16 protein-coding genes are annotated in these 17,618 nt (G+C 58.5%); all 16 read left to right on the top strand.

Annotated features, from left to right (window positions below; all coding sequences use genetic code 11):
* A complete protein-coding gene (locus HO274_RS03955) occupies positions 1–600 on the top strand; it encodes a PulJ/GspJ family protein (protein ID WP_273121628.1) in 600 nt (199 codons plus the stop codon).
* Positions 600–1,643: a type II secretion system minor pseudopilin GspK gene (gene gspK / locus HO274_RS03950; RefSeq protein ID WP_273121627.1), complete on the top strand. Its 1,044-nt coding sequence runs from the start codon at positions 600–602 to the stop codon at positions 1,641–1,643. The genes HO274_RS03955 and gspK overlap by 1 nt, the downstream gene beginning before the upstream one ends.
* The gene (gene gspL, locus HO274_RS03945; protein WP_273121625.1) at positions 1,640–2,791 is read left to right on the top strand and encodes a type II secretion system protein GspL; all 1,152 of its coding nucleotides are present in this window, start codon (positions 1,640–1,642) and stop codon (positions 2,789–2,791) included. The genes gspK and gspL overlap by 4 nt, the downstream gene beginning before the upstream one ends.
* The gene (gene gspM, locus HO274_RS03940; RefSeq protein ID WP_273121622.1) at positions 2,788–3,279 is read left to right on the top strand and encodes a type II secretion system protein GspM; all 492 of its coding nucleotides are present in this window, start codon (positions 2,788–2,790) and stop codon (positions 3,277–3,279) included. Before gspL ends, gspM begins: the two co-directional genes overlap by 4 nt.
* Positions 3,276–4,028 carry a type II secretion system protein N gene (gene gspN / locus HO274_RS03935; protein ID WP_062187889.1) on the top strand — a complete coding sequence of 251 codons (753 nt, stop codon included), beginning with the start codon at positions 3,276–3,278 and terminating at the stop codon, positions 4,026–4,028. The genes gspM and gspN overlap by 4 nt, the downstream gene beginning before the upstream one ends.
* A complete protein-coding gene (gene gspD, locus HO274_RS03930) occupies positions 4,018–6,360 on the top strand; it encodes a type II secretion system secretin GspD (RefSeq protein WP_273121619.1) in 2,343 nt (780 codons plus the stop codon). Before gspN ends, gspD begins: the two co-directional genes overlap by 11 nt.
* 2 nt (positions 6,361–6,362) lie before the next feature.
* Complete coding sequence (locus HO274_RS03925) at positions 6,363–7,793, top strand: GspE/PulE family protein (protein ID WP_273121618.1); 1,431 nt, start codon at positions 6,363–6,365, stop codon at positions 7,791–7,793.
* A complete protein-coding gene (gene gspF, locus HO274_RS03920) occupies positions 7,790–9,001 on the top strand; it encodes a type II secretion system inner membrane protein GspF (RefSeq protein WP_031596597.1) in 1,212 nt (403 codons plus the stop codon). The genes HO274_RS03925 and gspF overlap by 4 nt, the downstream gene beginning before the upstream one ends.
* Positions 9,002–9,073: 72 nt before the next feature.
* Entirely contained in the window at positions 9,074–10,798 is a 1,725-nt protein-coding gene (locus HO274_RS03915; RefSeq protein ID WP_264753746.1) for an acetolactate synthase 3 catalytic subunit, read from the top strand.
* An 18-nt stretch (positions 10,799–10,816) separates the two neighbouring features.
* Positions 10,817–11,308 carry an acetolactate synthase small subunit gene (gene ilvN / locus HO274_RS03910; protein ID WP_031596595.1) on the top strand — a complete coding sequence of 164 codons (492 nt, stop codon included), beginning with the start codon at positions 10,817–10,819 and terminating at the stop codon, positions 11,306–11,308.
* Between the two features lie 30 nt (positions 11,309–11,338).
* Positions 11,339–12,355 carry a ketol-acid reductoisomerase gene (gene ilvC / locus HO274_RS03905; protein ID WP_273121614.1) on the top strand — a complete coding sequence of 339 codons (1,017 nt, stop codon included), beginning with the start codon at positions 11,339–11,341 and terminating at the stop codon, positions 12,353–12,355.
* A gap of 1 nt (position 12,356) precedes the next feature.
* On the top strand, positions 12,357–13,022 hold the full coding sequence (locus tag HO274_RS03900) for a phosphatidylserine decarboxylase (protein WP_031596592.1): 666 nt from the start codon (positions 12,357–12,359) through the stop codon (positions 13,020–13,022).
* Complete coding sequence (gene pssA / locus HO274_RS03895; RefSeq protein WP_051862120.1) at positions 13,019–13,831, top strand: CDP-diacylglycerol--serine O-phosphatidyltransferase; 813 nt, start codon at positions 13,019–13,021, stop codon at positions 13,829–13,831. Before HO274_RS03900 ends, pssA begins: the two co-directional genes overlap by 4 nt.
* Positions 13,828–15,513, top strand: a complete 1,686-nt coding sequence (gene ggt, locus HO274_RS03890) for a gamma-glutamyltransferase (protein WP_062187989.1) — start codon at positions 13,828–13,830, stop codon at positions 15,511–15,513. The genes pssA and ggt overlap by 4 nt, the downstream gene beginning before the upstream one ends.
* An 81-nt stretch (positions 15,514–15,594) precedes the next feature.
* The gene (gene tig / locus HO274_RS03885; protein ID WP_062187986.1) at positions 15,595–16,899 is read left to right on the top strand and encodes a trigger factor; all 1,305 of its coding nucleotides are present in this window, start codon (positions 15,595–15,597) and stop codon (positions 16,897–16,899) included.
* Positions 16,900–16,978: 79 nt separating this feature from the next.
* Positions 16,979–17,593 (top strand): ATP-dependent Clp endopeptidase proteolytic subunit ClpP, encoded by a 615-nt coding sequence (gene clpP, locus HO274_RS03880; RefSeq protein ID WP_197456393.1) that lies wholly within the window; start codon positions 16,979–16,981, stop codon positions 17,591–17,593.
* The last annotated feature ends 25 nt before the right edge of the window (positions 17,594–17,618 follow it).

Below are 17,618 nucleotides of genomic sequence, written 5' to 3'. Positions count from 1 at the left end.
ATGCGTGGATTCACCTTGGTGGAAGTGATGATCGTCGCCCTTCTGATGTCGATCATGGCGCTCATGTCGTGGCGCGTGTTGGAGTCGATGACGCGCACCCAGTCTGTCCTGCATGAGCGGGGATTGGCGTTGGAGGACACACAGGCACTGTTCAACCAGTGGCAAAGGGATTGTCATGCGTTGCTTCCTCCTGACCAGTGGGTTCTGGGAGTGCCGGTTCATCTGGGAACCCGGCAGATGGCCTGGGTGGTGCATGAGGACGGGGCAGTGCGGGTGGTCAGTTACGCTTTGGCGGGGGGAGTGGTGCGGCGGGCGATATCTCCCGCCCTCACGACGCGCGGGGAATTGAATGGCGTATGGCAGGCGGTACTGCAGGGCGAGTTACCGCAGAATTCGGGAGGGCAGGCGAGTACCCTGGTCGTGGCGGGGGGAGTGGACCTGCAGGATCAGGCCTGGCTGGGGGGGCAAGGCTGGGTGGATGCTACGCAGGACCCGGCTTTGAACGTGCAGTCCGTGCGGGTGCGCGGTCTGGCTTTGGAGATTTTTTTGGGGGGAACGGCGGCCCCCTTGCGTCAAGTTTGTTTGACCGGGCAGGATTGATGGAACAGGAACGGGGCGCAGCACTGTTGATGGCCTTGCTGTTGGCCATTCTGGTGGCTGTGCTGGCCAGTGGCATGATGCAGGACGAACAGAGGCGAGTGAAATTGCTCGAAAACCAGCGGGTGCGCGATGAAGCGGAGCAGATGGGCGTGGGAGCACTGGACTGGGCTCGGCTCATCTTGCGCGAAGATTTGTTGCACACGGGGGCGGTGGACCATCTGGGCGAGGTATGGGCCGTGCCCATCACGGACATTCCCTTGGAAAGTGTGACGGGAGGGGGTGGGGCTTCGGGTATTCGTCTGTCTGGACGCATTCTCGATGCCCAGAGCCGTTTCAACCTGATGTCCCTGGTTAAGGTCGCAAACTTGGGCGCTGATCAGGGCTGGGTCGGAGCCACGGCCATCGATCCCGATGGCGTGGCCGTTTTTCAGCGGTTGTTGCAGTCTTTGGGACTGGACCCCGCCGTTGCCCCCGCGATTGCTGCCCAGATCCTGGCCAGTCGCTCTACGGCGCTTCCTCCCTCCGGACCCACCTCTACTCCAGACCCTTTTCCTGCCCGACAGATCACCGATCAGAGTACGGGCGCTCCCTTGCCGCTGGGTATCGTGAGTGAGGTACGCACCTGGTTTCCCGATGCCGATGCGGCTACACTGGCTCGCCTGGAATCCTGTCTTGTCATCTTGCCTCACCCTACCCAGGTGAATGCCAACACGGCCTCGGCCAGTGTGCTGGGTGCCGTGTTGGGCGTGGATCCCGGAACCTTGACCGGCTTGCTGCAGGGCCGTCAGCAGCAGGTTTTTAGCGATACGGCCGATCTGCAACGGCGGGTGAATACCCTGTTGCCCAACTTGGGATCCTTTCCGTCCAGCCAGTTGGGTGTCAGTTCGGACTATTTCTGGGTGGTGGAGGAGTTGCGTCGCCCCGGCGCAGTGCAACGACGTCAGGCTCTGGTGGCCCGCCATCAGGGGGTCGGACAGATGACTCAAGTATTGGAATGGCATAGGGGCTGGACCCCCGGTATGGATTTGACGGGGGGCGGATGAGTGTGACGATCTGTCGGGTGGTGCTGCCCCACAAACCTCTGAATCTACCCTCCGCTGAATGGCGCTGGGTTCCCTTGCCGTTTTATCTGCTGGGGGGGGAGGGTCAGATCTTGCGCTCAGGGCGCGCACTGCCCCACGAGTTGCCAGAGGCCCACCGTCATGAATGGATTTTGCCCGCAGCGGCAGTCACCCGTCTTTTTGTGACGGAGTCCCTGCTGGCCGGGATTCCTCAGACACGTTGGCGTGAAGCCCTCCCCAATCTGCTGGAACCCCAGGTGTTGTGGCCGCTGGAGGAGTGTCACTGCGCCCTTGCGCCAGCCCCGGATGCCCAGGGCAGGCGGGTCGTGGCGGTGATGGAGCGGGCCTGGATGAATTTCATTCATGGGGCATTTTCCGGCAGAAGGGGGAGACTGATCCTGTCTTCCAGTCATGATTGGGCGCCCATCGGGTGCCGGGGGGAGTGGGTTTTCCCCGTTCTGGACCCTGCGGAAGAAGGAAGTCTGCGCTGGTGGCGAGATGCTACTGGGGAAGGAGGCGGCATACGCGGACGACGGGAGGAGATGGGGGTGCTGCCGTGGGAAGAAGGGCTGGATTTGTCGCCGATGACGCTCATGGAGCGCTTGGTACAGCCAACCTCGGCCCCTTCACTCCTTGATTTATGTCAGTTTGAATGGGCCGCACGGGGTTTGGCGCGCTGGGGACCCGCCTGGAAGAGGGCCTTGACTGCGGTGGGGACGGCGGTTCTGGTGGCGTTTGTGGGTTTGTATCTTGAATGGGGCAGGCTGGCCTGGTCTGCCCATGATCTGGTGGGGGAGGAAAAGCGGATTCTGGCGCAACGGGGTTTAACCGATTCCGCTCATGGCGCTGTTGCTGAATGGGCCCATGCTTGGGTACAACGTTCCCAGTCTTCCACACAGGAGGGATTGCAGGGTGAATTTCCGCACCTCACCGGGCAACTGGTGACCTTGCTGGCGCAGCAACCGGGTTTGGTGCCATTGGGGTTGGTTTATCGTCCCCATCGTCTGGAAGTGCATTTCCCGGTGGGGGTGACGATGGCTGCAGGGTTGAGCGAGGCAGCGAGCCATCAGCATTTGCGCTGGCAGAGCGAGGGGAAGGGTGTCTGGGTTCTCGAAGAGGTGCAGCCATGATTGCTCTGCGGGAATATCTCGATACCCTGCGGGTCCGCCTGGAGCAAGGCTGGGGGGCTCGCCAGCCAAGGGAACGTCAACTTCTGGGGGGGCTGGCGGGTCTATTGCTGCTGGCCCTTCTGCAATTCCTGTGGACCCGGGGTTGGGAGGGCGTAACTCGACTGGAACAGGAACTGCCGGGAATGCGTCATGACCTGGAACGTTTGCAAGGGCTGAGCGCACCTGTCCAACCCCCCCAGGTGCTACACCCCCAAGCCTTGCTCGACGTGTTGCAGCGCCAAGGACAGCTTTTGAATGCCGGATTGGTGCAATTCACAGCACGGGACAAGGGCGTGGAAATGATCTGGGCGGGTGCGGATTTTTCGGTACTTGCCCATTGGCTGGACAGGGTGGCTTCGACGGTGCGAGTGAGGGTGGTAGAGGCCGATGTGCAACGGGTCCCGGGCCAGGGATTGACGGCGCATCTGATCCTGGAATCGGGCGAATGAAACGGACGCGGCGCGGTGCGCTTCTGGGCTTGGGGCTATTGGTGCTGTTGGGCGTGGGGCTGTGGCAATGGCCTGCCACAGCACTATCGCCCTGGGTCCATGCAGAGTCGGGGGGAAGGGTGCGTCTGACCAATGAAGTCGGGACCTTGTGGCATGGGTCGGCAGAGTTGGCCCTGGTGAACGATCAGACCGAGGGAGACTGGCCGGGACGGATCGAGTGGAGAATCAATCCGCAATGGACGGGGCTGGGCTGGATACTGACCAATGCCACGGAGCGGGCCGGTGTGCTGGTTCAGGGACGCTGGCATGGCGGTGTTTGGGATCTGCAGCCGGGGCAGGGGTATTTTCCGGCTCAACTGCTGGAAGGGCTGGGGATGCCTTTCACCACCCTGCATCCGGGAGGAATGGTCCATGTGCAGTGGGGGGCGGCGCAGTGGCAAGGCGGAGAATTGACCCATCCATGGACAGGGGAATGTCTTTTGGAGTCGCTAACCTCCCGCCTGTCTCCGGTTACCCCCTTGGGGAGTTATGAAGTGCGTGCCGTGGTGAGTCGATTAGGAACCCATTTAACCCTGACCACCCGTCAGGGTCCGTTACAATTGCGTGGGGAAGGGGAGCAAGGGTCCGGGAAATTTCATTTTACGGGTCAGGCCAGTGCCGATCCCGAACAACGATTCGTGCTGGCCGGTTTATTGAGTATCCTGGGCAAGCCGGAGGGAGAAGGAGTGAGATTGGACTATGCACCATGAGCCTGCAGCAGGGATCAATGCGATGAAAAAACTTTTTCTTTACACTTTTTGCTGGGCTTTGATGTGGCCGCAGATGGCTTCGCTCCAGGCTGCGGAGAGCAGCGCCGCCCCCCTGGCCCAACCCGGTCTGATGACCCTGAATTTTATCAATGCGGACCTGGAAGGCGTGATCAAGGCCGTGGGGGAAGCGGTGGGGGTGAACATTCTGGTGGATCCGCGCGTCAAGGGAACGCTCAGTCTGGCCAGCGACAAGCCGGTGACGGGACCGGAGGCCCTCGATTTGTTGGGGGCCAGTTTGCGCATGCAGGGGTTTTCTCTGGTTAAAAGTGACGGATTGTACCGCGTGGTTCCTGAAGCTGACGCCAAGATGCTGGGCGGAGCAGTTTCCGAAGATGTCGATGGCCTGGGTCGGCGTTCAACTTCCGTCGCCGGGGGCAGTCAGGTGGTGACGCGGGTTTTTCATCTGCGTTATGAATCGGCCAACAATCTGCTGCCGGTGCTGCGTCCCCTGATTGCGCCGAATAACCCCATCACCGCCTATCCGGCCAATAATACGCTGGTGGTGACGGACTATGCTGAAAATCTGGGGCGTATCGCCAAGTTGATCGATTCCCTCGATGTGCCGCAGGTGGGAGAGGCCGAGGTCATTCCCTTGCATCATGCACTGGCCATCGATCTGGCCAGTCTGGTGAATCATGTGACCGATTCTGGCGGGGGAGATCCTAATCTGAAAGCCCTCGCTCTGGCGGAACCGCGTACCAACAGTCTTATCCTGAGGGCGCCCACGCTGACCCGACTTCAGCAATTGCATTCCTTGATCGACAAACTGGACGCGCCCACAGCGCAGCCGGGCAACATCTGGGTCGTTCCGTTGCGTAATGCGGAAGCGATTCAATTGGCCAAAACCTTGCGTGGCATCGTGACCGCCGATGGAACAGGCTTGACGACGCCAGCGGGCGAGACTGCCTTTTCTGCGCTGGGGAGTCCCTTCGCTGGGAATGCGACGGGCAACACGGGTGGGGGTTCCGGAACTTCGGCATCCTCCTCGGGCTCGGGTTCTCCTTCCTCTTCTTCGGGAGCCACGGGATTTGGCGCGGGAGCCGGGAGTGGGGCGAGTGGAGGGGGCGGGGTAGGCGGGGCAGGTGGAGGTGCCACCACGGCGGGTGCGGGGGGGGCGGGAGGATCTTTGCCGGCAGGCATGATCCAGGCCGATGTGGCCACCAATTCGTTGATCATCACAGCCAACGAACGGGTGTATCGCAATCTGCGGGAGGTGATCGATCGGTTGGATGCCCGTCGCCCACAAATTTATGTGGAATCCATGATCGTCGAGGTATCCAGTAACAAGACCGAAGAATTTGGGACCCAATTGCAGGGATTGCTGGGGGGTGGGTCCACCCAGGGATTTGCAGGAACCAACTTCAATGCCGGCAATCCTGGAGCGAATATCGTCACTCTGGGGTCTCAAACCAGCAGTCTGCTCAATCTGGGGGCCGGTGCCACGCCGCCTCTGGTGACTCCGGCGGCAGGCACCAATCTGGCGGTTCTGCATAGTTTCAATGGGGTGATGGGGATGGCCGCCCTCGTCCGGGCGGTGAGTCTCATCAGTGGCGTGAATGTCCTGTCCACGCCGAATCTGCTGACTCTGGACAACGAAACGGCACAGATCATCATTGCCGAGAATGTCCCCTTCGTGACGGGTTCCTATGCCCAGACGGGCATTACGGGTACCGTCAATCCCTTCACCACGGTGGATCGAAAGGATATTGGGTTGATTCTGCGGATTCGACCCCAGATTTCCGAGGGAGGGTTGGTCAAGATGCAAATCTATGAAGAATCCTCGGCGCTCGATGCCACCACCCTCAACAACATCAACGGTCCGAGTTATACCAAACGTTCGGTGGATTCCAGTGTCCTGGTTCACGATGGGCAATTGATCGTTTTGGGGGGGTTGCTGTCGGACAATTATTCGGATTCCATGGAAAAAACCCCGTGGCTGGCAGAGATTCCCTACCTTGGTGTGCTTTTTCGCTACGAATCCAAAGCCCGTATCAAGGATAACCTCATGCTGTTCCTGCGCCCCTACGTCATTCGCACGGCAGAACAAAGTGATGCCCTGACCAATGACCGGTATGGCTGGACGCAGGAAATGAGGGATGGAGCACCACGTAATGTCCGCATTCTTTCCAATGAATCCTTGACTCCTTTGACGCCGGCTCAGGGGTCGGGGGCCCCCTTTGTGGATCCGCTCCATGCTTCGCCTCTCCCCACGGCTACTCCTTTGCCGGGTGGGGATTCCAATGCAGTCCCTGCCGGGGCAGGGACACCCTGAGCATGTTGGAACCTTCCGTTCTGACCCCACTGGCGGCCCGTTTGCTGCCCTTCGCTTTTGCCCGTGCGCAGGGCGTGTTGGTCGTGGCCCAGCAGGCGGGGGTTACCGAGATCTGGGTTCATGCAGGAACCCAGCCGACGGGAGTGTTGGAGGTGGGTCGTCGGTATGGGGCATTGGTTTGTCATACCCTGACCACGCCGGAATGGAAGAATGCCTTGAGCGAGGCTTATCGGGCGCAGCAAGGCGAAGCGGCTCAGGTGGTGGGTGAGGTGGAGGAGGAAGCCGACCTGTCGCGTCTCATGCAGGACTTGCCCGAAGTGGAGGATTTGCTCGATACACAGGATGATGCGCCCATCATTCGGATGCTCAATGCATTGTTGTCCCAAGCGGCACGGGAAGGCGCCTCGGACATCCATATCGAAGCCGCAGAAAGGGAGTGCGTGGTGCGTTTCCGGGTGGATGGAACTCTGCGCGAGGTGGTGCAACTCAAGCGGGCGCTTCATGCAGCGCTCATTTCCCGGCTCAAGATCATGGCCCAACTGGACATTGCCGAAAAACGTCTGCCCCAGGATGGCCGAATCGCGCTCAAGGTGGCGGGCAGGGCTGTGGATGTACGGGTTTCGACACTTCCTACGGGGTATGGGGAACGGGCGGTTTTGCGTCTTCTGGAAAAGGACCTGGAGCGACTGGATCTGGCGCGTCTCGGAATGGCTCAGGATACCCTGGTATCCTTCGATCAACTGGTTCATCGTCCCCACGGTATCGTGCTGGTCACCGGGCCCACCGGGAGTGGAAAAAGCACGACGCTCTATGCTGCCTTGCTGCGCCTCGATCGCCAGACTACCAATATTCTGACGGTGGAAGATCCCATCGAGTACCACATCGACGGAATCGGTCAGACGCCGATTAATCCGCGCATCGACCTGACCTTTGCGCGCGCCCTGCGTGCGTTGCTCCGTCAGGACCCCGATGTCATCATGATCGGCGAGATTCGCGATGCGGAAACCGCTCAGATCGCGGTGCAGGCCAGTTTGACGGGGCACCTGGTGCTGGCGACCTTGCATACCAATGATGCGGTCAGCGCCCTGGCCCGCCTCGTTGACATGGGAGTGGAGCCCTATCTGTTATCCAGTTCCCTGTTGGGGGTGCTGGCCCAGCGCCTGGTCCGGCGTTGCTGCAGCGCCTGTGGTGGAAGCGGATGTGAGGTCTGCGGCCAGAGCGGGTTCCGGGGACGCATGGGCATTTACGAATTGCTGGAAATCACCCCCACTCTGCAGACCCTCATTCATCAGCAGTGTCCGGAATCTGAAATGCGCCTCCAGGCCCTTGCTTCCGGCATGCGTACATTACAGATGGATGGACAGCGCTGGGTGGAAGGGGGGCAGACGACGGCCGAAGAATTGTGGCGCGTGACCGGTACCGGTGATTCATGACCCACTACCGGTTTGAAGCCCTGGATGATTCGGGGCAAAAGGAGCAGGGTACCCTCGAGGCCGATTCTCCCCGCCAGGCCCGGACGATGTTGCGCAGTCGCGGGTTGAGCCCGATCCGTGTGCGTGTGGAATCGATGGTGGCAGGAACAGGACTGGGACACTGGACACAACGCCGTTTTTCTGGACGAGAGCGTGTATTGATCCTGCGCCAACTGGCGGTATTGCTGGGTGGAGGAGTACCTCTGGACGAGGCGCTGGCCGGGGTGGCTGCCGAGGCCGACCGGGAAGGGGTGCGCCACAGGCTCCTGAAAGTTCGCGCTGAAGTGGTGGCGGGGAGCCCTCTGGCGCAGGCGCTGGGACAATTCCCCCGGGATTTCCCCAGTCTGTACCCGGCGCTGGTGGCGGCGGGAGAAAAAAGCGGACGTTTGGCCTGGGTGCTCGAGCGTTTGGCCGATTATGCGGCAGCGCAGGATCATCTGAGCGGCAAGGTGCTGGGTGCTCTGGCTTATCCCATCGTCCTGATGGGGGTGGCCACGGCCATCGTTCTGTTTCTGATGGGTTCCGTGGTGCCGCAAGTGGTGGGGGTCTTTGCCAGCAATCATCAAACCCTGCCTATTTTGACGCGGGTCTTGATTTTTTTGTCGGAGGGGATTCGTCACTGGGGAATTTGGGGGTTGGCGGGCATGGGCGTACTGGCGTGGGGAGGAGTGCATTTGTGGCGGAAACCCGCACTGCGCCTGCGTTGGGATCGACATGTCCTGGGTTGGCCTCTGGTGGGACGACTGGTGTTGAGTTACGATACCGAGCGTCTGGCCAGCACCCTGGCGATTCTGGTGGGGGGGGGCGTCCCTTTGTTGTCTGCCTTGCAGGGCGCGGCCCAGGCTGTTCATAACCGAGCCCTGCGCCAGGCGCTGCTGGAGGCTCTGGAACGGGTTCGGGAAGGCAGTGGACTGGCCCGCGCCCTGGAGGTGAGCATGCTCTTTCCGCGCACGCTGATGCAACTGATTCAGGCGGGAGAACGGACGGGACGCCTGGATGATCTGCTGACCCAGGCTGCCCGTCACGAGGGACAGCAATTGGAACGTCGCCTGATGCTGCTGACGACGTTGCTGGAACCCGCCCTGATTCTGGTCATGGGGGGGTTGGTGGGCCTGATTGTGCTGGCTATTCTGATGCCCATCATGGATCTAAACCAAATGGTTCAGTAATTGCCGCGGTTTCTTTGATGAGCTTCTACTTGACCGGAGCGTAAGATCTCGCTAACCTACAAGGTTTCGGTTTTGAGTGAACAGGTCATGCAACTTAGTGGGGCAGAAATCACCATCCGTTGTCTGGAGGAAGAGGGCGTCGAGTATATTTTCGGATATCCCGGCGGAGCCGTATTATTTATCTACGATGCCTTGTTTCAGCAAGACAAGGTCAAGCACATTTTAGTACGGCATGAGCAGGCGGCGTTGCATGCCGCGGACGCCTATGCCCGGGCCACGGGTCGGCCGGGGGTGGCGCTGGTCACCAGTGGACCCGGGGTAACCAATGCGGTGACGGGCATCGCCACGGCGTACATGGATTCCATTCCCATGGTGGTCATTTCGGGTCAGGTCCCCACGGCAGCCATCGGTCTGGATGCCTTCCAGGAAGTGGATACGGTGGGAATTACACGTCCCTGCGTGAAACATAACTTTCTGGTGAAGCGGGTCGAGGACCTGGCAGAAACCATGAAGAAAGCCTTCTACGTGGCAACCACGGGACGTCCGGGGCCCGTCCTGGTGGATATTCCCAAGGATGTTTCGCAACAGGTGACCGAGTTCCTGTATCCGGCACAGGTCGAGATGCGTTCCTATAATCCGGGGGTCAAGGGGCATCCGGGGTTGATTCGTCAGGCCGTCCAGATGTTGCTCGAGGCCCGCCGTCCCATGGTATATGCGGGCGGGGGCGTGGTGTTGGGGGAAGCCAGTGAGTTTTTGACTCAATTGGTGCGCGAATTGGGGGTGCCCTGTACCAATACCTTGATGGGTCTGGGGTCTTATCCGGCCACCGATCCCCAGTTCGTGGGCATGCTGGGCATGCACGGGACCTATGAAGCCAATCTGGCCATGCATCATTGCGATGTGTTGCTGGCCGTGGGGGCCCGCTTTGACGACCGGGTTATCGGAAATACCCGCCACTTCTTCGTGGAGGGGCGACGCATCATTCATATCGATATCGATCCTTCTTCCATTTCCAAGCGGGTGCGGGTGGATGTCCCCATTGTGGGCGATGTGCGGGAAGTTCTGCAGGAGATGCTGAAACGGGTGGCAGAGACTCCGCAACGTCTCGATCCCGTCGCCCTGAAACAATGGTGGCATCAGATTGGAGAATGGCGTGCACGGGATTGTATGCATTATGAGCGCAGTGATACGCTCATCAAACCCCAGTTCGTGGTGGAAACCCTGTATCAGGTGACTCAGGGGGATGCCATCATCACTTCGGACGTGGGGCAGCATCAGATGTGGGCGGCCCAGTACTACAAGTTCGACAAGCCTCGCCGCTGGCTCAATTCCGGGGGGTTGGGAACCATGGGTTTTGGCTTGCCTGCAGCCATGGGCGCCCAACTGGCCTTTCCGGATCAGGTGGTGGCCTGCATTACCGGGGAAGCCAGCATCCAGATGTGTATTCAGGAATTATCCACCTGCAAGCAGTACCATTTGCCCGTTAAAATCATCAATTTGAATAATCGTTACCTGGGCATGGTACGACAATGGCAACAAATTTTACACGGCAATCGTTATTCCGAGTCCTACATGGATGCCTTGCCGGACTTTGTGAAATTGGCTGAAAGTTACGGGCATGTGGGTATTCGCATCGAGAACCCTGCCGACGTGGAAGGGGCTCTTCGTGAAGCCTTTGCGCTCAAAGACCGGGTGGTGTTTCTTGATTTCATGACCGATCCCACCGAAAATGTTTTTCCCATGGTCAAAGCCGGGCAGGGTCTCACCGAGATGCTGCTGGGTGCCGAAGACCTGTAACCGCTGAAAGGTTCCTCCATGCGCCATATCCTCTCACTTCTCCTGGAAAACGAAGCCGGTGCCCTGTCTCGGGTGGCTGGATTGTTTTCCGCGCGCGGCTATAACATCGAATCTCTGACGGTGGCCCCCACCGAAGATCCCACTCTTTCACGAATGACCATCGTGACCAATGGTTCGGCTGAAGTGATGGAACAAATCACAAAGCAACTCAACAAGTTGGTGGATGTGGTCAAGGTCTTTGATCTGAATGAGGGACGCCACATCGAACGGGAACTCATGCTGGTCAAGATGCGGGCCGAAGCTGGCGCGCGCGAGGAGATCAAACGCACAGCTGATATTTTTCGCGGACGTATCGTTGATGTGACCGACCAAACTTATACCATTGAGTTGACGGGGCCCCGTGATAAACTGGATGCCTTTCTCGAAGCCCTAGATCCCCTCATGATTCTGGAAACCGTGCGCACCGGAGCCTCCGGGATCGGGCGTGGGGACTGGATCATGCGGGTTTGAATTTGACAATTTTATACAGGAGAATTTGCCATGAATGTGTATTACGACAAGGATGCCGATCTTTCTCTAATCCAGAAGAGCAAAGTGACCATTATCGGTTACGGTTCCCAGGGACATGCCCATGCCAACAATCTCAAGGAGTCCGGGGTGGATGTGACCGTGGGGTTGCGCGCTGGCGGGGCCTCCTGGAAGAAGGCGGAAACTGCGGGTCTGAAGGTCAAGGAAGTGGCAGAGGCCGTGGCTGGAGCAGACCTGGTCATGATTCTGTTGCCCGATGAAAGCCAACCGGAAGTCTATCGTGACGCCATTGCGCCCAACCTGAAGGCGGGAGCTGCCTTGGCCTTTGCCCATGGCTTCAATATCCATTTCGGTCAGATCATGCCCCGTGCCGATGTGGACGTCGTCATGATCGCACCCAAGGGCCCCGGTCATTTGGTGCGTTCCACCTATATGCAGGGCGGGGGTGTGCCCAGTCTGATCGCCGTGCACCAGAATGCCAGCGGACGTGCCCGTGATCTGGCTCTGTCCTATGCCTCTGCCAATGGGGGCGGTCGTGCCGGGGTGATTGAAACCTCTTTCCGGGAAGAAACCGAAACCGATCTTTTCGGCGAACAGGCCGTATTGTGTGGTGGCGCAACGGCGCTGGTGCAGGCCGGCTTCGATACGCTGGTGGAAGCGGGTTATGCCCCTGAAATGGCGTATTTTGAATGTCTGCATGAACTCAAGTTGATCGTTGACCTGATGTATGAAGGCGGGATTTCCAACATGCGGTATTCCATCTCGAATACTGCAGAATATGGGGATTTGACCCGGGGGCCGCGCATCATCACGGAGGAAACCCGAGCCGAAATGAGACGTATTCTGAAGGAAATCCAGAACGGTCAGTTTGCCAAGGAATTTATTCTGGAAAATCGCGCCGGAGCTGCTTCCATGCACGCCATGCGTCGTCTCGGAGAAGAGCATCCCATTGAAAAAGTGGGCGCCAAACTGCGTGAAATGATGCCGTGGATTCGCAAGAACAAGTTGGTCGATCAAAGCAAGAACTAACTTGAATCCCAACTACCCGCATCCTTTGATTGCCCGCGAGGGGTGGCCGTACCTCGCGGGGATCGCCTTGGTGTCCCTGAGTGTGGAATGGGGACTGGGGTTTTTATGGGCCCTCCCATTCTGGGTCCTGACCCTCTTCGTCTTGCAGTTTTTTCGTGATCCCCCCCGTGGGGTACCGGTGGGAGAACGGTTGATTCTGGCCCCCGCTGACGGACGTATCGTAGCCATCGTGCCTGTATTGGATCCCTGGTTGCAATGCCCTGCGGTCAAGGTCAGTGTGTTCATGAATGTATTCAATGTGCATTCCAACCGCAGTCCGGTCCATGGCAAAGTGCGTCAGATCGAGTATCGTCCGGGACTATTCGTGAACGCGGATCTGGATAAGGCTTCCGAGGCCAATGAGCGCAATGCCGTGATTCTGGATACGCCCTACGGTGCCTTGACCTGCGTACAGGTGGCGGGCCTGATCGCTCGCCGTATCCTGTGCTATGTCAGCCCCGGCACTGAAGTGAGTGCTGGAGAACGGTATGGATTCATTCGGTTTGGTTCGCGGGTCGATGTCTATCTCCCCCCCGAGGTTCACATCCGGGTTGCCCTGGGGGATGTGGTCAAGGCCACGACCACGATCATGGCAGAATGGCCGGACCCAGAGGACAAGCCGTCATGAATGTCCCTCCGCCCGAAGAGCCCTCCGGGGTGACGGGGCCTGGCGCAACTCACCAGCGTCGGGGAATTTACCTGCTCCCCAACCTGTTTACCACGGCCTCGCTGTTTTCCGGTTTTTTTGCCATTGTTCAGGGGATGAACGGACATTTTGAATTGGCTGCCCAGGCCATTTTCATCGCCATGGTCCTGGATGGCCTGGATGGACGAGTGGCTCGCCTCACTCATACGCAGAGCGCTTTTGGAGCGGAATACGACAGTCTTTCGGATATGGTCTCCTTCGGTGCCGCCCCTTCTCTGGTCATGTACGACTGGGCGTTGCGCGGTATGGGTAAATTGGGCTGGCTGGCGGCTTTTGTCTACTGTGCCGGGGCTGCTCTACGGCTGGCCCGTTTCAATACCCAACTGGGGGTGGCAGACAAACGCTGGTTTACCGGCCTTCCCAGCCCTTCGGCGGCAGCTTTGCTGGCGGGTATGGTGTGGGTATTGCACTCCGACTACCAGTTGGAAGGGTCCCAGGTGGCCTGGGTAGCCTGGGTGATCACCTTGTTCGCCGGGTTGTCCATGGTTTCCAATATTCGTTTTTACAGTTTCAAGGATCTCAATTTGCGCCGCAGTGTTCCCTTTTGGGCCGCTTTGCTGATTTTGTTGCTGTTTGTCGTATTGAGTCTGGACCAGTCCCGCGTCCTCTGGGGGTTTTTCCTGATCTACGCCGTTTCCGGCTATGTCCTGTGGGCCACCCGTCAATGGCAAAAACGCCATTCCCGGCGGGGAGTCCCGGCAGAGACCACCAAAGATATCTCGTCCTCATGAAACCGGGTTGGCCACTCCTCAGAAAATGGTTGGGGCTGGGGATGCTGGGAATGTTTGTCGCGCAAAACATTTGGGCTGCCGGGGAAGCGGTCATTGCTGCCTCTCAACCCTTGGCTGCCGAGGCGGGTGCCTGGGCCCTGGAACGTGGCGGGGATGCCGTGGATGCCGCGGCGGCCATCCAGTTTGCCTTGAATGTGGTGGAACCCCAATCCTCAGGAATTGGTGGTGGGGCGTTTTTTTTGGTTTATCGGGCAGCCACCCATCAAGTTTACGCTCTGGATGCCCGTGAGGTTGCGCCACGGGCTGATACGCCGGATCAATTTGCGCACCTGGGTTATCTTGAGGCATCCACCAGCGGCATCGCAGTGGGGGTGCCCGGAACTCTGGCGGGTGTGGAAGCGCTACGCCATCGGTGGGGGCATCTGACTCTTGCCCAATCTTTGCAGCCTGCCATTGACTATGCCCAGAAAGGCATCATCATTACCCCCTATTTGGCCCATTCCCTGCAAAGTTCCCGGGCTGCGCTGCAACCAGAAGCCCGTACCTTGACCCAGGATACCCAAGGGCAGGTGCTTACCCTGGGTCAACGCTGGGTTCAACCGGAACTGGCTCATGCCCTGCGCCTCATTGCACGGGTGGGCCCCAAAGTGTTTTATGAAGGGGAAATCGCCCGTGCCATGGTCACTGCCCAGCGTCGGACGCGGGCAGGGCTGGCAGGTCAGGGGCGCATGTCCCTGGAGGATCTGGCGCATTATCAACCGGTATGGCGAAGGCCTTTGGAAGGGGCGTATCGAGGGTACCGGATTGTGACCATGCCGCCCCCTTCTTCGGGGGGAGTGGCTGTATTGCAGGCGTTGCAAACTCTGGCCCCTTTCAAATTGGGAATGCTTCCAGGATTAGGGGCGGGAGATCCGGATGAAATACATCTGACCATCGAAGCGCTGCGCCTGGCTATGGCGGATCGGGCGCGCTGGCTGGGAGATCCCGCCGCCACGTCAATTCCTCTCGAACATTTGCTCTCACCGCTTTATCTGACGCAGCAATCCCAGCGTCTGGAACGAAACAAGCGGATGGAGGAGGTGCTCCCGGGTACCTGGCCCGAGGGGACGAATACCACCCAGTTCACTGTGGTGGATCACGAGGGAAATGTGGTGAGCGTGACCAGTACCGTGGAAGCTCCCTGGGGCAGCGGGATTCTTGTTCCGGGGTATGGATTTTTTCTGAACAGTGAATTGACGGATTTTAACTTGAAACCCCAAGCCGGGGCCGGGGACCCCGGAGCCAACGATGTGCGCCCGCAGCGCAGACCCCGGAGCAGCATGGCCCCCACCTTGGTTTTCAAAGACAATCAGTGGGTAGCGGCTTATGGATCCCCAGGTGGCGTGAGCATCATCAGTACCGTGCTCGAAATGACCCAGGATTTGCTGGATGACGTATTAACCCCGGAAGCAGCCTTACGCCTGCCACGCTATGCGGTCATGGATGCACAGGGCCATACGCTGGTAGAAAAATCCCTTGCGCCGGCTGTCATCGATCAGTTGCGCGCCCGCGGGCATGACCTGACGGTAAGCGAAATACCTCTGGGTTCGGTGCAGTGGGTGGGTGAAAGCCCACAAACCCATGAACGTCAGGGCGCCGCCGATGCACGGCGGGATGGAACCGTGATTCGCCTGTTGCCGTGAGAACGGGAATAGGGAGTGGTCAAGGGAGAAAGGTTTTCGTATAATGATCGGTTCAGGTCAATATTTTAAGGCAAGGTAACCATGGACAACCCGCACGAACATCCCCTCGAACGTCGTTTGCAATTGGCATTACCCCTGGCCATCGTACGCACGTTGGCAGAACAGCGTCTCAAAAAATTAGCACGGACGGTGCGTATGCAAGGGTTTCGTCCCGGTAAGGTGCCTTATCGTCTGGTGGTCCAGCAGTATGGTGTCCAGGTTCAGGATGAAGTGCTGAACGAGATGGCTCAGGGCCGCTTTGGTGAGGCGGTCCGTTCTCAGGAATTGAGGGTGGCGGGCCCCGCCCGATTTGAGGCGATGCCAACGGAACAGGCCGATACCTTCGAATTCTCGGCTGTTTTTGAGGTCTATCCCGAAGTGGTGGTGGGGGAGTGGACCGGATATACCATTGAGAAACCGGTTGTTGTGGTGAGCGAAGAGGACATCGAGCGTACCCTTGATGTCTTGCGGCGCCAGCGGGTTCGGTATGAAGCCGTGGAGCGGGTTGCCCAGAAGGAAGATCGAGTTTTAATCGATTTTACCGGGACTCTGGAGGGCGTGGAATTTGCCGGTGGCAAGGGGCAGAATGTACCACTGATTCTGGGAAACGGACGTTTTCTGGCGGATTTTGAACAGGCCTTGCTGGGGATGAGCGCGGGGGAAGAGAAAACCTTTCCTCTGGTATTTCCTGCCGATTACCCCTCTGCTGAACTGGCCGGCAAAACGGTTTCCTTTCATACGCAGGTGCGTGAAGTGGCTGCCCCTGTTCTCCCTGAACTGGATGAGAATTTCTTGCGTTCCGTTGGGGTCACGGAAGGCGGCGTGACGGAGTTGCGTCAGGAATTACGTTTGAATCTTGAACGGGAAGTTCGTCAGAAGATAGGTACGTTGGTCAAGGAACAGGTCATGGAAATCCTGCTTCAGGTAGCCCCCATTCCCGTTCCGCAGGTGTTGGTATACAACGAAATTCAGCGCATGCGCCAGAATACCCAGGAAGAAATGCAGGAGCAGGCCCCCAAAAGACCGGTGCCTGAAATGCCCGATACCCTGTTTGAGGCTTCCGCCCGGCGACGTGTGACTTTGGGTCTGATTGTAGCCGAATTGGTCAAACGGGCTGAAATTTCTGCCGGTGCGCAACAGGTTCAAGAACTCATCGAGGAAATGGCTTCGGCCTATGAACGCCCCGAGGAAGTGGTGCAATGGTACACCCAGAATCCGGCCCAGCGCCAGCAAGTGGAAAACCTGGCACTGGAAGATGCGGTGGTGCGTTGGGTGTGCGAACAAGTCTCGGTCAAGGATGTGGTGCGTTCTTTTGAAGACATGACACGCTCGGTTCAAGCAGGTTGAGGAATTTTTTGAACCCTGGGAAGTCAAACTCCGAAATCCCGGGTGAAAACCCGTCATAACCAATCAAATGGGGGAATACATGGATATTCAAGGGCTGGGGTTGGTCCCCACCGTAGTAGAACAAAGTGGGCGCGGCGAACGGGCCTTCGATATTTTTTCCCGCCTTATGAAGGAACGGGTGATTTTTCTGGTGGGCCCGGTAAATGATGGGGTGGCTAACATTGTCGTGGCTCAGTTGTTGTTCCTGGAGTCTGAAAATCCGGACAAGGATATTCACCTGTACATCAATTCGCCCGGTGGGTCGGTTTCTGCGGGGTTGGCCATTTATGACACGATGCAGTTCATCAAGTCTGATGTCAGCACCACCTGTATGGGCATTGCAGCCAGCATGGGCGCTTTTCTTCTGGCGGCTGGGGCTCCGGGCAAACGTTATGCTTTGCCCAATTCCCGGGTGATGATTCATCAACCCTCCGGGGGAGCGCAGGGTCAGGCTTCCGACATTGAAATTCAGGCCAAGGAAATCCTGTACCTTCGCCATCGTCTGAACGAAATTTTGGCTCATCACACCGGAAAACAGGTGTCGGACTTGGAAAAGGATACGGATCGTGATAATTTTATGAATGCACAGGAAGCACTCGACTATGGTTTGGTGGATCGGGTGTTGAGTCGACGTGGAGAAATAGCGAGTTCTTGAACGAGTTGATAGGGATTCGGAGAGT

The organism is Ferrovum myxofaciens (genome assembly GCF_013181415.1).
GTDB lineage: Bacteria > Pseudomonadota > Gammaproteobacteria > Burkholderiales > Ferrovaceae > Ferrovum > Ferrovum myxofaciens.
This window is presented reverse-complemented; position numbering and strand designations above follow the sequence as displayed.